Annotated in this window: 14 protein-coding genes; 6 read left to right on the forward strand and 8 right to left on the reverse strand. The window is 62.6% G+C overall.

Going from position 1 to position 13,226, the window contains the following annotated elements:
* Positions 1-146 precede the first annotated feature (146 nt).
* Positions 147-797 carry a CatB-related O-acetyltransferase gene (locus tag SJ05684_RS04220; RefSeq protein WP_034854163.1) on the forward strand — a complete coding sequence of 217 codons (651 nt, stop codon included), beginning with the start codon at positions 147-149 and terminating at the stop codon, positions 795-797.
* A 1-nt stretch (position 798) separates the two neighbouring features.
* Here the strand turns inward: SJ05684_RS04220 and SJ05684_RS04225 are convergent, their stop codons facing one another.
* A complete protein-coding gene (locus SJ05684_RS04225; RefSeq protein WP_034854162.1) occupies positions 799-1,539 on the reverse strand; it encodes a metallophosphoesterase family protein in 741 nt (246 codons plus the stop codon).
* Positions 1,540-1,570: 31 nt separating this feature from the next.
* Positions 1,571-1,780: a DUF2842 domain-containing protein gene (locus tag SJ05684_RS04230; RefSeq protein WP_034854161.1), complete on the reverse strand. Its 210-nt coding sequence runs from the start codon at positions 1,778-1,780 to the stop codon at positions 1,571-1,573.
* 216 nt (positions 1,781-1,996) lie between these two features.
* On the opposite strand from SJ05684_RS04230, the gene SJ05684_RS04240 reads away from it, so the two are divergent.
* Positions 1,997-3,100 (forward strand): COX15/CtaA family protein, encoded by a 1,104-nt coding sequence (locus SJ05684_RS04240; protein ID WP_034854338.1) that lies wholly within the window; start codon positions 1,997-1,999, stop codon positions 3,098-3,100.
* A 21-nt stretch (positions 3,101-3,121) separates the two neighbouring features.
* On the opposite strand, the gene SJ05684_RS04245 is transcribed toward SJ05684_RS04240, so the two are convergent.
* Positions 3,122-3,727 (reverse strand): response regulator transcription factor, encoded by a 606-nt coding sequence (locus SJ05684_RS04245; RefSeq protein WP_034854159.1) that lies wholly within the window; start codon positions 3,725-3,727, stop codon positions 3,122-3,124.
* A complete protein-coding gene (locus tag SJ05684_RS04250; RefSeq protein ID WP_202947458.1) occupies positions 3,724-5,721 on the reverse strand; it encodes a two-component system sensor histidine kinase NtrB in 1,998 nt (665 codons plus the stop codon). Before SJ05684_RS04250 ends, SJ05684_RS04245 begins: the two co-directional genes overlap by 4 nt.
* A gap of 180 nt (positions 5,722-5,901) precedes the next feature.
* Between SJ05684_RS04250 and SJ05684_RS04255 the strand changes: the two genes are divergently transcribed.
* Genes SJ05684_RS04255 through SJ05684_RS04265 form a run of 3 tightly spaced genes read left to right on the forward strand, consistent with a single transcriptional unit; the run spans position 5,902 to position 8,914 of the window.
* Positions 5,902-6,909: a TRAP transporter substrate-binding protein gene (locus SJ05684_RS04255; protein ID WP_034854158.1), complete on the forward strand. Its 1,008-nt coding sequence runs from the start codon at positions 5,902-5,904 to the stop codon at positions 6,907-6,909.
* 50 nt (positions 6,910-6,959) lie between these two features.
* Complete coding sequence (locus SJ05684_RS04260; RefSeq protein ID WP_034854157.1) at positions 6,960-7,592, forward strand: TRAP transporter small permease; 633 nt, start codon at positions 6,960-6,962, stop codon at positions 7,590-7,592.
* Positions 7,589-8,914, forward strand: a complete 1,326-nt coding sequence (locus tag SJ05684_RS04265) for a TRAP transporter large permease (protein WP_034854156.1) — start codon at positions 7,589-7,591, stop codon at positions 8,912-8,914. Before SJ05684_RS04260 ends, SJ05684_RS04265 begins: the two co-directional genes overlap by 4 nt.
* 91 nt (positions 8,915-9,005) lie before the next feature.
* Here the strand turns inward: SJ05684_RS04265 and argC are convergent, their stop codons facing one another.
* The 4 genes from argC to rplM form a co-directional block, all read right to left on the reverse strand.
* A complete protein-coding gene (gene argC / locus SJ05684_RS04270) occupies positions 9,006-9,938 on the reverse strand; it encodes an N-acetyl-gamma-glutamyl-phosphate reductase (RefSeq protein ID WP_034854155.1) in 933 nt (310 codons plus the stop codon).
* An 82-nt stretch (positions 9,939-10,020) separates the two neighbouring features.
* The gene (gene speB, locus SJ05684_RS04275) at positions 10,021-10,977 is read right to left on the reverse strand and encodes an agmatinase (protein WP_034854154.1); all 957 of its coding nucleotides are present in this window, start codon (positions 10,975-10,977) and stop codon (positions 10,021-10,023) included.
* Between the two features lie 163 nt (positions 10,978-11,140).
* Positions 11,141-11,608 (reverse strand): 30S ribosomal protein S9, encoded by a 468-nt coding sequence (rpsI, locus tag SJ05684_RS04280; protein WP_012707595.1) that lies wholly within the window; start codon positions 11,606-11,608, stop codon positions 11,141-11,143.
* 2 nt (positions 11,609-11,610) lie between these two features.
* Positions 11,611-12,075, reverse strand: coding sequence for a 50S ribosomal protein L13 (gene rplM, locus SJ05684_RS04285; RefSeq protein WP_034854152.1), 465 nt, complete (start codon positions 12,073-12,075; stop codon positions 11,611-11,613).
* Between the two features lie 317 nt (positions 12,076-12,392).
* On the opposite strand from rplM, the gene SJ05684_RS04290 reads away from it, so the two are divergent.
* Positions 12,393-13,214 (forward strand): enoyl-CoA hydratase, encoded by an 822-nt coding sequence (locus tag SJ05684_RS04290; protein WP_034854150.1) that lies wholly within the window; start codon positions 12,393-12,395, stop codon positions 13,212-13,214.
* Positions 13,215-13,226 lie beyond the last annotated feature (12 nt).

The following is a 13,226-nucleotide window of genomic DNA, read 5'->3' on the forward strand; positions in this document are numbered from 1 at the left end:
ACGCAAATCCTCCTATGCCGGATTAATCTCGCGGGCGGGGCGGGGGCTGATCGCGCAAGGCGGTTAGCAAAAGGTGAAATGTGGCTGTTTAAAAAGCGCCTCGCCGCGCTACATGGGACGACGATTGGGGGAGCGAGGAACCAGCGATGCGATCCAGCCACGTGGCGCCGGACTCCGGTGCCAAATTTCCAATTACCGAATTTCCGCGGGTCGGATTCCTGAAGAACCTCGTGCGTTCGCCGATGATCGAGATCGGCGAATACAGCTACTACGACGATCCCGAGGGGCCCGAGTGCTTCGAAGAAAAATGTGTCCTCTATCACTACGATTTCATCGGCGATCGTCTGGTGATCGGGCGCTTCTGCGCCCTTGCGACCGGCGTGCAATTCGTCATGAACGGCGCCAATCATGCGCTGGACGGCTTCTCGACCTTTCCGTTCGGCATTTTCCCCGGGGCCTGGCGTGAAGGCTTCGATGCGGCGGCCTATGCGACCGGCCATCGTGGCGACACGATCGTCGGCAATGACGTCTGGATCGGCATGGAGGCGACAATCCTGCCGGGTGTCAGGATTGGAGACGGTGCCATCATCGCTGCCAAGTCGGTGGTGGCGAAAGACGTGCCGCCTTATGCCGTTGTGGCGGGAAACCCGGCACGCGTCGTGCGAATGCGTTTTCCGGCAGGGGTCGTAGAGCGGCTTCTGGCTATAGCCTGGTGGCGCTGGCCGATCGATAAAGTGACGCGCAATATCGCGGCGATCACGGGTGCCGACCTCGAGGCGCTCGAAGACGCGCTATGACTCAATCCAGGAAACCGGTGGCGAGCACGCTTGCCCAATCGGCGCGGTTGCGATCGGCGGCCAGCCTCGCCATCGCCATATGGTCGTACGGAACGCAGCGGAAGGTTACGCTCCACCCCTTCGCCGTGTGGTCGAGAATGGCGTAGCGTGCGTCCGGCGAACCGGTCTCCACCCGGTGGGCGATGGGGTGATCGTCGGTATAGCCGGGGCATCCGACGCTTCCTGGATTGACGAGGAGCCGCCCGTCCCCAAGCCGCACCGCACGCGGGATATGCGTGTGAGCGCAGAGGATCACCGGATAGGCGATGTCTTGCGCGAAACGTTCGATCGCCTCCCGGTTCGACATATGGACGATGCCGTCGGTGGTCAGGGATTCCATCCAATAGGTCTCGTCGCCCTGCGGCGTGCCATGGCAGAGAAACAGCGTGCCACGATAGACAAGCGTCTCCGGCAGCGTCGCCAGCCATTTCCGATGCCGCGGCTCCAGTTGGTCATGGGCCACGCGGTCGGAGAGACCCATCTCGGCCGGATCGTGCGTGAGCAGATAGCGGTCATGGTTGCCTCGTATCGCGGCCATGTCTCGAGAGAGCAGGATATCGGCCGCCCGTGCGGCGTTGAGCGGCCCGCTCAGATGATCGCCGAGATTGAGGATCTCGCCGATGCCCAGAGCGTCGATATCCGCAAGCACCGCCTCCAGCGCGAGATCGTTGCCGTGAATATCGGAAATGATGGCGATCCTCATCGGTGCACTCCGGCGCCTTGAATCTTCGAGACTAGCGTTTGGCGGGCTTTTCCATCCACTTGATGATGAGCATGGCGGGAAGAACCCACAGGAGCCCGGTGAAGAGGAAATAGAGGAGATGCACCCACCAGGGCGACGCGCCGAGCAGGAGCGAGGCGAAAGTCACGGCTGCCAGCGCATAGGTGATGACGAGAATGATGATCAGGATCGTGCCGATCAGTTTTCTGAGGCGTACAGGCATTTGACTTCTTTCGGATGGCTGCAGCGGATGCGGAACAGGTTTGCATTGTTCCGCCCGCGCCGCTCTCTCGTTTCTTGGACTTGACCGCGACGGCATGCCGCAAAGGTTCTGGCCTTGTTTTGCACGGCGGTCTGGTGCAAATCAACGGCTTTCGGACCGGCCTTTCGAAGCATGCTGCGCGAAGGGCCGCGTCCGCCGACGAATGAGGACAGGCTGATGGCTCACGCCGATGCGGCAACAGAACGGACGCTTCTCACGGAGATCGACAGGACAGGGCGCAATCGCCGGCAGATCCGCGGCTGGCTCGCCGTCGTCCTGTTCACCCTCTTCGCGCTGGTTCTTGTCGGCGGCGCGACGCGTCTGACCGAATCCGGCCTCTCGATCACCGAGTGGAAGCCGATCCATGGTGTCATTCCACCTTTGTCGGCCGAGGAGTGGGAAGAGGAATTCCGGCTCTACCAGCGCATTCCGCAATATGAAGTGCTCAACAAGGGCATGTCGGTCGGTGAGTTCAAGACGATCTTCTGGTGGGAATGGGCGCACCGGCTGCTTGCCCGCTCCATCGGCGCAATCTTCGCCTTGCCGCTTCTCTTTTTCTGGCTGACGGGGCGCGTCGAAAACCGCCTGAAGCTGCCGCTTCTCGGCATTCTGGCGCTTGGCGGCTTTCAGGGCTTCATCGGCTGGTGGATGGTCTCGTCGGGCCTGGTGGAGAGGACCGACGTCAGCCAGTATCGGCTTGCCGCGCATCTTGTCATCGCCTGCCTGATCTTTGCCGCCTGCATGTGGATCTACCGTGCGCTTTCGCCGCATTCCGGCGATGCTGCGCCGACGGAGAACGCACGGTCCATGGCGGCCGTCATCGCCGGCATGAGCCTCTTTCAGATCTATCTCGGTGCGCTCGTGGCCGGCCTCGATGCGGGCTTCACCTACAATACCTGGCCGCTGATGGACGGCGCGATCGTCCCGGGAGGGCTGTTCACGCAGGACCCGGCCTGGATCAATCTGTTCGAGAATCCGAAGGCCGTGCAATTCGTCCACCGCGTGGGAGCCTATCTGCTCTTTGCCCTGGCGCTCGCCCACATGGTCTCGTCGCTGCGCGCCGCGCCGGAGACGACGCATGCCCGCCGTTCGGTGCTTCTGTTCGTGCTGGTGACGGTGCAGGCGGCGATCGGCATCGCCACGCTCCTCCTGCAGGTGCCGATCGGCTGGGGCGTTCTGCACCAGGCGGGCGCGCTTGTCGTGCTGGGTTTCGCAATCGCCCACTGGCGCGGCTTTATCGGCGAATATCCGAAAGAAACGGCGATCGAACTGCGCGACTGATCCGCTTCCTCAGAATGCTGGTTAGGAGGCGTCCAGTTCCGCAAGCATTCCCGCCAGTTCGGTCGTGTTGCGGGCACCTATCTTTTCGAGGACTCGGCTGCGATGCACCTCCACAGTGCGTATCGAAATGCCGAGCTCATGGGCGATCTGCTTGTTGAGCTTCGCCTGCAACATCAAGTGCATCACTTCCGCCTCGCGATTCGACAGCGTCTGGATCCTGCGCTGCAGGTCCTGCTGGTGCCCCAGGAGCGCGCGTCTACTCTCATGCGTGGTGACGGCTTTCAGGACGAGGTCGACCAGCAGGTTGTCATTGAAGGGCTTCTCGACGAAATCGAAAGCGCCCGCCTTCAACGTTTGCACCGCAACCGGCACGTCGGCGTGACCCGTCAGGAAGATGACCGGCGCCGTCAAGCCCCTGGCGCGCAGCCGATCGAACACCTCCGGACCGGACAGGCCCTCCATCCGGACATCGAGTATGACGCAGGCGCAGTCCTCGCCAGGCAGGGCCTCCAGAAAGGCCTCGCCGGACGGCCAGCCATGTGCGGAAAGTCCACGCGATGCGAAAAGGAAGGCGAGCGCGTCGCGGATGCTCTCCTCGTCGTCGACGATATGGATCGTGCTCGTCATGAGTAGCCTACTGCCTTCTGCATTTCGTCTGCCAGGGGGAGGGTGACGGTGAACACCGTTCCGCCGGCCACACCGGGCCGATGGGCAAGATGGCCGCGATGAAGTTCCACGATCGATCGGCAGATGTTCAATCCCATTCCCATTCCCTGCTCCTTCGTGGAGGTGAAGGCGTCGAAAAGTCGCCCCGCCACTTCGGGCGCGATGCCTCCGCCCTGATCCTCCACCTCGATAGACGCATTGCCGTCGTCGCCTTGCAGGAGGCGTACCGTGAGGCGGTCACCCCTGCGGCGGTCCTCGGCCATGGCCTCCATGCCGTTGCGGATCAGGTTGACCAGAACCTGCTCCAGGAGAATGCGATCAGCCATGACGGTCCCGACATCCGTCAGTTCGGTGACAACCCTGACACGGTTTTCGCGGGCATCCGCCAGCATGAAACCGATCGTATCCATCACCACGTCGCGCAGGCTCAGCCTGCCGAAACGCGGTGCGCGCTTCTTCGCGAAATCCTGGATGCGTCGGATGATCTGCCCGGCGCGATTGGCCTGGAGCGAGAGCTTTTCGACGGCCGGTCTGAGGACGGCCGGCTCGGCCTCGCCCTGTTGCAGCAGATTGGCGAGCCCCGCGGAATAGCTCGCGATCGCCGAGAGCGGCTGGTTCAGTTCGTGCGCCAGCGTCGAAGCCATCTCTCCGAGCGTGACGAGGCGGCCGGTGCGGGCCATGCTTTCGTCCTGGGCTCGGGCCAGCCGGGCGGCCTGTTTGGTGTCGGTGATGTCGATGATGGACCCCATCCAGCCACGATGGCGGCCTGCGGCGTCGATGAGCGCGGCCTCATAGACCTGGACGTCGATTTCGCTGCCGTCGGCCCGGCGGAACCGGGTCTCAAAGGCTTGGGAAACGGCGCCGCCCTCCGTGAGCGCGCGCTGACGGGCGAGGGTCTCCTCCAACCGATCCGGCGACCAATATGGCATAGGCGGGGAACGCCCGACGAGTTCAGCGGCCGGCCAGCCGACGAGCTTGCAAAAGGCCGAGTTCACATAGAGCACGCGCCCCTCGTGGTCCTTGGCCCTCAGCCCCACTGTGAGGCTCTCTTCCATCGACCGGCGAAACGCCATTTCCCCTTCGAGGCGCTGCTCGGCGCGCCGGCGCTGCTGCGCGCTTCGGTAGAGTGTGAGCAATGCGAGAATGGCGAAGACCGCCAGGCCCGCGATCACGGCGACAAGGAGCGTGTTCACGAATGCCGCCGGCGGATCATAGGATGCGATTCGCAGAACGGTGCCGGGTAGCGGCGGGTCGAAACTGATCGTATGGGTCGGGTTTTGCGGATCGGGACTGCGTTTGGCTCGGCTGGCGATTACGCTTCCACCGGCGTCGGCGAGTTCGACGCCGTATTGCTCGGCGATCCACCAGGGAATGTGCCGCTCGAGCATCAGCGGGACGGAAATCGTCGCCGTGACGATGCCCGCACCGCCCTGCAGCCAGACGCCCATGCTGAAGCGCTGGTTCTCGACCTCACCGAAGACAGGCCGGGCGGAGACGGTACGTGACAGCACCATGCGCTCGACGAGCCGCTGGTCCGGCGTGCTGTCGAGCCCCGGGACAGCCCTGATCACGGTTCCCGTTGCATCATGCCATACGATCGAGAGCACTTCCGGGTTGTTGGCGATGTGGAGCCGCGCGCGCGCGTCGAGTACTTCGGCCCGCGTGCCGCCGGAGGCCTCGAGCGCCAGTCGCACCAGCATGTCCTCGTCCACCGAAAGCTGGAAGCGCAAGGTCTGCTCCACCCACAGCGCATCGGTGGCGAGCTTGGTGCGCGCCTGCTCTGCCTCACTGCGGCTGACGATCCACACCAGCGCTGCCACAAGCACGACCAGCGCCACGATTGCCGCAAGCGGCACCAGTGACAGAAGATCGGTCCGACCGCCCTGTTCCCTCGCATCCGTCGACCACGGATCCTCCCCTGGTCGCGTTCCTTCCCGCTCTCTCAGTGCGTCCACCTCCCCTTGGTCGCCAGGCGCCGCCTTTCCATTTTTCTTGGTCGGGCCTGTCGATTGTGGAAAGCCACAATAGCGGTTAGGCGCAAAGGCTGGCAAGGAGAGGCATCGCGTAAGCAGGTTCCGCAGTCCACTGTTTGTGATCGGACCTGCGCGGGAGGCATGGATAGAGGAGGAGACACTATGCTGACACGTCGTACTTTCGCCAGATTGGCCGGGGCTGCTGCCCTTGCGCTCACCGTTGCGATGCCCGCCTGGGCCGAGCCGGTCGTCATCAAGTTCAGCCATGTCGTCGCGCCGGATACGCCGAAAGGCAAGGGGGCGGACAAGTTCAAGGAGCTTGCGGAAAAATATACCGACGGCGCGGTGAAGGTGGAGGTCTACCCGAACAGCCAGCTTTACAAGGACAAGGAAGAGCTGGAGGCATTGCAACTCGGCGCCGTGCAGATGCTCGCCCCTTCGCTTGCCAAATTCGGGCCGCTCGGCGTGCAGCAATTCGAGGTCTTCGATCTGCCCTTCCTGATGAACGGCTATGACGATCTTCGCAAGATCACCGACGGCGAGATCGGTAAGTCGTTGCTGTCGAAGCTCGAGGACAAGGGCATCATCGGCCTTGCCTACTGGGACAACGGCTTCAAGGTCATGTCCGCCAACTCGCCGCTGCGCACGCCCGACGATTTCCTGGGCCTTAAGATGCGCATCCAGTCATCGAAGATTCTGGAGGCGCAGATGCAGGCACTCGGCGCCGTTCCGCAGGTGATGGCGTTCTCGGAAGTCTACCAGGCGCTCCAGACCGGCGTCGTCGACGGCACGGAAAACCCGCCATCGAACATGTACACCCAGAAGATGCATGAGGTGCAGAAGCACGCCACGATTTCCAATCACGGCTATCTCGGCTATGCGGTCATCGTCAACAAGGCCTTCTGGGAGGGCCTCGACCCGGCGATCCGGGAGAAGCTTTCGCAGGCGATGGCAGAGTCGACGGACTATGCGAACTCCATCGCCAAGCAGGAAAACGAGGCTGCGCTTGCTGCCATGAAGGCGGCCGGGAAGACGGAATTTCATGAATTGACCGAGGATGAGCGTGCCGAATGGGTCGAGGCCCTGAAGCCGGTCTATGAAGAGATGTCCGGGCGTGTCGGCGCCGATCTGATCGAACAGGTCGGCAGCACTCTCGGTACCACCAACTGATCACCACTCGGGGGACGCTTCGCGTCCCCCCATTCTTGTCGAGGTTCGCCATGATTCTGCGCATCCTCGACCGCCTCGAAGAAATTCTGATCTCCGTGCTCATGGCTCTGGCCGTGGCGCTGATCTTCGTCGCGGTCCTGCACCGTTTTTCAATCGGATTTGCAGCCGACATCGTCGGTTTCGCCCGCACCAACGACATGCCCGCCCTCATGGACTTCGCCCGCTCGTTCTTCAAGACGGTGAACGCGATCAAGCTCACCTGGGCGCAGGAGGCTTGCATCTACCTCTTCGTCTGGATGGCCAAGTTCGGCGCGGCCTACGGCGTGCGGGTCGGCATCCACGTCGGCGTCGATATCCTTGTCGAGCGTCTCACGGGGGCGACGCGCCGGCTCGTTACCATAGTCGCCATGTCAGGCGGCGTTCTGTTCACCGCAATCATCACCTGGATCGGTAGCGACTTCGTCTATCACGTCGCAAAGGGTGGTCAGATTTCGCCGGACCTCGAAATCCAGATGTGGCTCGTCTATCTCGCGGTTCCGCTTGGGTCGGCACTGATGTGCTTTCGTTTCATCCAGGCGCTCTGGCTCTACGTCACCACGGGCTTCATCGCGCATCATGACCATGGTGCCGTGGAAGGACTGGAAGAAGAAGCCGAGGATCTTTCCAAGGGAGCTCATGCATGACCGCGCTTCTGATCTTTGCGATCCTTGCAATCCTGCTCATCACCGGCATGCCCGTCTCCATCGCGCTGGGGCTGACGGTCTTCGCCTTCCTCTTCGGTTTCACCAATATCCCGATGGACTCGATCGCCTTGAAGCTGTTCACGGGCATCGAGAAATTCGAGATCATGGCGATCCCGTTCTTCATCCTGGCGGGTAACTTCCTCACCCATGGCGGGGTCGCCAAGCGGATGATCCGATTCGCGACCTCGATGGTGGGTCACTGGTATGGCGGCATGGGGCTCGCCTCGGTGCTGGCCTGCGCCCTCTTTGCAGCGATCTCCGGCTCGTCGCCGGCCACGGTCATGGCTGTCGGTTCCATCCTGATCCCGGCCATGGTCCGGCAGGGCTATCCGCCGCAGTTCGGCGTCGGCGCGGTCGCGACGGCCGGCGGTCTCGGCATCCTGATCCCGCCGTCCATCGTCATGGTCATGTATGCCGTCGCCACGTCCGGCATGGTGGTCACCGGCCCGAATGGCGAACAGGTCATGTCCGCCTCGATCGGTACCCTGTTCATGGCGGGTGTCATTCCCGGACTGATGCTGGCAACGATGCTCGGCGCCACGACCACCTATCGCGCCTGGAAGAACGACTATCCACGCATGCCGCGGGCCCCGTGGAGCGAGCGGGTGAAGGCCTTCCGCCAAAGCGTCTGGGGTTTGATGCTGATCGTGATCATCATGGGCGGGATATACGGCGGCATCTTCACGCCGACCGAGGCAGCGGCGGTGTCGGCCGTCTATGCCTTCGTCGTCGCGGTCTGGGTCTACAAGGACATCAGCCTGCGCGAGGTGCCGAAGGTGCTGCTCGCCTCCGCCGGCATGTCGGCGATGCTGCTCTACATCATCACCAATGCCGTCATGTTCGCCTTCATCCTGACCTCGGAGCAGATCCCGCAGATGCTTTCGGCCTGGATCGTCGATTTTGGCTTCGGCAAAATCGGCTTTCTGCTCATGGTCAACGTGATCCTGCTCCTGATCGGTATGGTGATGGAGCCCTCGGCGATCGTTCTGATCATGGCGCCGATCCTCTATCCGGTCGCCGTCAAGCTCGGTGTCGATCCGGTTCACTTCGGCATCATGCTGGTCGTCAATATGGAGATCGGCCTTTGCACGCCACCGGTCGGCCTCAATCTCTACGTCGCTTCTGCGCTCTCGAAGCTGGGTCTGACGGAAGTGACGAGGGCAAGCTGGCCCTGGCTGCTGACGGCGCTCTGCTTCCTGGTGGTGTTGACTTATGTCCCGGAAATCTCGCTTGCCCTCCCGCGGTTCCTGGGTCTGAATTGAACGGAAGCCGGCATGCCGAATGAACAAGGCCGCGACCCCCGAAACAGGGTCGCGGCCTTGTCGCGTTCGAAGCGGTGTGGCGGTGACAGCCTCAGGCCGAGAGCATCAGGTCCATATTCTGGACGGCTGCCCCCGACGCGCCCTTGCCGAGATTGTCGAGCAGGGCGACGAGATTCACATGCGCGCCGCCGCTCGTACCGAAGACGAAGAGCTTCATCGTATCCTTCCCGGCAAGCTCGGTGGCGTCGATTCGAGGCAGTTTGGCGCTCTCTTCAAGCGGAACGACTTCGACGATCGACTGACCGGCATAGTGCTCGACGAGCGCGGCATGGATGCTTTCGAGCGTCGCGCCGGCCGCGAGCTCCTCAAGATAGAGCGGAACCTGCACGATCATGCCCTGCGGGAAGTTCCCGACGGAGGGCGAAAAGACCGGGGCGCGTTCGAGCAGGCCGTGCATCTTCATTTCCGGCACGTGTTTGTGCTTCAAGGGGAGGCCGTAAAGGAAGTGCGGCGCGCTGATGTGATCGGGATGCTGCTTGTCCTCCATCTGCGCGATCATCTGCTTGCCGCCGCCGGTATAGCCGGAGACCGCATTGACGGTGATCGGGTAGCCGTCGGGCAGGATGCCCGCCTGGCGCAGGGGGCGGACGACGCCGATGGCCCCGGTCGGGTAGCAGCCGGGATTGGCGACATGGCGCGCGCCGCGGATCTTCTCGGGCTGTGCGTTGTCCATCTCGGCAAAGCCATAGGCCCAGTCGGGGGCGATGCGATGGGCGGTCGAGGTATCGATGATGCGCACGCGATTGTTGCCGGCCACCATGGCGACCGCCTCGCGTGAGGCGTCGTCGGGCAGGCACAGGATGGCGATATCGGCACTGTTCAAGAGGTCCTCGCGCATTGCCGCATTGCGGCGTTCAGCCTCGGGAATAGACAGGAGCTCGACATCCGAGCGACCGGCCATGCGCGCACGGATCTGCAGGCCCGTCGTGCCGTGTTCGCCATCGATGAAGATCTTCGGTTTCATGATTATTATGCTCCTGCAGGCATTTACGGAGATTTCCGGAATCACTCCGGCATAGAATTGAATCTGTTTGTCAACGCAGCCGTCAGCCGCGTCGTTCCGCGAGCCATTCGGCGCGCAGGCCCAGCATATACATGGCGATGGTCGAGCCAGCAATGGCGGTCATATCCGCGTGGTCATAGGCGGGCGCCACTTCGACGACGTCACTGCCGGCGACATGGAGCGCGCCGAGTTTATGCAGGATGGAGAGGATCTTCGCGCTTGAAGGGCCGCCGGCAACCGGGGTGCCGGTACCGGGTGCGAAGGCCGGATCGAGGCAGTCGATATCGAAGGTGAGGTAGGCCGGATGGCTGCCGACATGCCGGACGATCACGTCGGCGATTTCCTCCGCGCGCATCTCCTCCACCTCATAGCCGTAGAGAATGCGGATGCCGCAGTCTTCGGGGGCGTGCGTGCGGATGCCGATCTGGATCGAGCGCTCCACGTCGATCAGCCCTTCTGACGCCGCGCGGCCGACGAAGGAGCCGTGATCGATACGTCCTTTTTCGTCGGGCCAGGTATCCTGATGGGCGTCGAACTGCACGAGGGCGAGCGGTCCGTGAAGCGCCGCGTGAGCCTTGAGGATCGGGTAGGTGACGAAATGGTCGCCGCCGAGCGTCAGCAGATAGGCACCCGATTTCAGGATCGTCGCAGCCTCGCGCTCGATCGTCGCGGGCGTCTCCCCATGATTGCCATAATCGAGCAGGCAGTCGCCATAGTCGATCGTCGCCATGTCCGCGAAGAGATCGCGCTGGAAAGGATATTGCGGATCATTGTCGAAGATCGCCGACGCCCGGCGGATCGCCTGCGGTCCGAAACGGGCACCGGGCCGGTTCGATGTGGCGGCATCGAAGGGAACACCCCAGACGACGGCGTCAATGCCCTCGAGGTCCTTCGTGTATTTGCGTCGCATGAAGGAGAGGACGCCTGCATGCGTCGGATCGGACGCGGCCGATTTCAGTGACCCTGCGGTGATTGCGTGGTCGATTGTCCTGTTTGCCATACTCTCCCTCCTGAAAGACCGGCCAGATCGTGGGGCAATCGCCGGCGGCAAGGCAAGACCGCTCCGGTAGAATCATGTGCATGGCCGGGGCAAGAGGGGGCGTGAGACCATGAAAAAAGGCCGAGTCGCCCCGGCCTTCGAGAAATGCAGTCTCTGGCAGCGATCAACGCTTGGAGAACTGGAACGAACGGCGTGCCTTTGCACGGCCGTACTTCTTGCGCTCGACCACGCGGCTGTCGCGGGTGAGGAAGCCGCCACGCTTCAGAACGGAGCGCAGGCCCGGTTCGAAGTAGGTCAGCGCCTTGGCGATGCCGTGGCGAACGGCGCCGGCCTGGCCGGAGAGGCCGCCGCCGGCAACGGTTGCGTCGACGTCGAACTGGCCGTCACGGGCAGCGGCGACGATCGGCTGCTGCAGGATCATCTGCAGGACCGGACGGGCGAAGTAAGCCGAGAACGGCTTGCCGTTGACAGTGATCTTGCCGGAGCCGGCCTTGACCCAAACGCGGGCAACGGCGTCCTTGCGCTTGCCGGTCGCGTAGGAACGGCCCTGCGCGTCGACCTTCTTCACGTGAACCGGAGCGGCCGGTTCCGCCGTCGTGGCGATTTCCTTGAGAGCGGAAAGGTCAGCCATTATCAGGCGCTCCTTGTGTTCTTGTTGTTCAGCTTGGCGACCTCGAGAACGGTCGGCTGCTGTGCTTCATGCGGGTGGTTCGCGCCTGCATAGACGCGCAGGTTCTTCATCTGGCGACGGCCGAGCGGGCCGCGCGGAACCATGCGCTCGACCGCCTTTTCGATGACGCGCTCGGGGAAGCGGCCTTCGATGATCTGGCGAGCAGTACGCTCCTTGATGCCACCCGGATAGCCGGTGTGCCAGTAGTACTTCTTGTCGGAGTACTTCTTGCCGGTCAGGGCGACCTTTTCGGCATTGATGACGATGACGTTGTCGCCGTCGTCGACATGGGGGGTGAAGGTGGCCTTATGCTTGCCGCGCAGGCGGTTTGCGATAATGGTGGCGAGGCGGCCGACAACGAGCCCTTCGGCGTCGATGAGGATCCACTTCTTCTCCACCTCTGCAGGCTTCTGAACGAAGGTTGCCATATCTAAACTCTTTCGTTGGACCCGGAAGCGAGCCGGGCGTTTCTTGTTGCTTGCTTTGGCCCCGATTGGCCAAAAAAGAAGGCGGTCCGAGAGAGACCGCGATCTGCGGCAGCTTATACGGAAGGGCGAAGGAGAGGTCAAGAGCAGGAGTTTTTGCTGCATCAAAGAAAATGAAGCAATTTCAATGGCTTAGCTAAGAGGTATTTTGGTACCACAAAATGCGCGGCCTGAGACGCTCGCGCGAGCGGCTGCCAGGGTTGAAAGACCGTCGGCTGCGGCGTAGGACCGATGCTCATTCGAGATCACGGGAGAAGACCATGGCTGATGTCGTTGCATTCAGGAAGGAAGAGCCGGGCGGCCTGCTTTTGCGGGAGGCAAACGGCCCCGTGCTGCGGCTGACCTTGAACAACCCTCCGGCCAATGCTCTCTCGCTCGCGCTTCTCGAGGCGCTGGCGGCGGAATTCGATGCCGTCGCATCGTCGAAAGATGTCAAGGTCATCGTGATCGCCGCTTCGGGCAAGGTCTTTTCCGCGGGTCACGATCTGAAGGAATTGACGCTTCATCGCGCAGATGAGGATGGTGGCCGGGCTTTTTTCGAGCGCGCCGTCCGCCTTGCGGCCGATATCATGGTGAAGATCACCAGCCTGCCGCAGGCGGTCATAGCCGAGATCGACGGGCTTGCCACCGCGGCGGGCTGCCAGCTCGTTGCGAGCTGTGATCTTGCGATCTGCACCGACAGTTCGACGTTCTGCACGCCAGGCGTCAACATTGGCCTCTTCTGCTCGACGCCGATGGTGGCGCTCACGCGCGCGGCGCGCCGCAAGCAGGCGTTTGAGATGCTGCTCACGGGCGAGACCATCGATGCGTCCACCGCCAAGGACTTCGGCATCGTCAACCGCATCGTGCCGCAGCAATATCTGCGCCAGGTGGTCGACAAATATGCCTCGGTTATCGCCTCCAAATCGCCACAGGCGCTGAAGATCGGCAAGGAGGCTTTCTATCGACAGGCGGAGATGTCCATGGCCGACGCCTACGACTATGCAATCGGCGTCATGGTCGAGAACTTGCTTGCACGGGATGCGGAGGAGGGGATCGGCGCCTTTCTCGGCAAGCGCATGCCCGAGTGGAAGGAAGACTAGGCGAGCGGACTG

The organism is Sinorhizobium sojae CCBAU 05684 (assembly GCF_002288525.1).
GTDB lineage: Bacteria > Pseudomonadota > Alphaproteobacteria > Rhizobiales > Rhizobiaceae > Sinorhizobium > Sinorhizobium sojae.